Genomic DNA, 956 nt, shown 5'->3' on the forward strand with positions numbered 1-956 from the left:
GATGGCGATCGGGGCGCTGGTGCGGCTCGTCGAGACCTCTCGCGATGCCTCTACCCTTCGAACAGCAGCCGAGAGTTTGGGACGCATCGGTGCGGGGAACGAGACGGCCATCGGGGCGCTGGTGCGACTGGTCGAGACCGCTCGGTACGAATACACCCTTCGAAAAGCAGCCGAGAGTTTGGGACGCATCGGTGCGGGGAACGAGATGGCGATCGGGGCGCTGGTGCGACTGGTCGAGACCGCTCGGAACGAATACACCCGCTGGTGGGCAGCCGAGAGGTTGGGACGCATCGATCCCGGAAACAAGACGGCGATCGGGGCGCTGGCGCGACTGGTAGAGACCTCTCGCGATGCCTCTACCCTTCGAACAGCAGCCGAGAGTTTGGGACGCATCGGTGCGGGGAACGAGACGGTCATCGGGGCGCTGGTGCGGCTCGTCGAGACCGCTCGGGACGAATACACCCGCCGGGAGGCAGCCGAGAGTTTGGGTCAAATCGACCCCGGAAACGAGACGGCGATCGCGGCGCTGACGCGACTGGTCGAGACCGCTCGGGACGAATACACCCGCCGGGAGGCAGCCAAGAGGTTGGGGCGCATCGGTGCGGGGAACGAGACGGCGATCGCGGTGCTGACGCGACTGGTCGAGACCGCTCGGAACGAATACACCCGCTGGTGGGTAGCCGAGAGGTTGGGTCAAATCGACCCCGGAAACAAGACGGCGATCGGGGCGCTGGTGCGGCTCGTCGAGACCTCTCGCGATGCCTCTACCCTTCGAACAGCAGCCGAGAGGTTGGGACGCATCGATCCCGGAAACAAGACGGCGATCGGGGCGCTGGTGCGGCTCGTCGAGACCTCTCGCGATGCCTCTACCCTTCGAAAAGCAGCCGAGAGTTTGGGACGCATCGGTGCGGGGAACGAGATGGCGATCGGGGCGCTGGTGCGGCTCGTCGAGACCT

1 protein-coding gene is annotated in these 956 nt (G+C 65.8%); it reads left to right on the plus strand.

The window, feature by feature from the left end:
- The coding region (locus GEI7105_RS29875; RefSeq protein WP_144053907.1) for a HEAT repeat domain-containing protein at window positions 1-956 on the plus strand (956 nt) is incomplete at both ends.

Source organism: Baaleninema simplex PCC 7105 (assembly GCF_000332355.1).
Lineage (GTDB): Bacteria > Cyanobacteriota > Cyanobacteriia > Cyanobacteriales > Geitlerinemataceae > Baaleninema > Baaleninema simplex.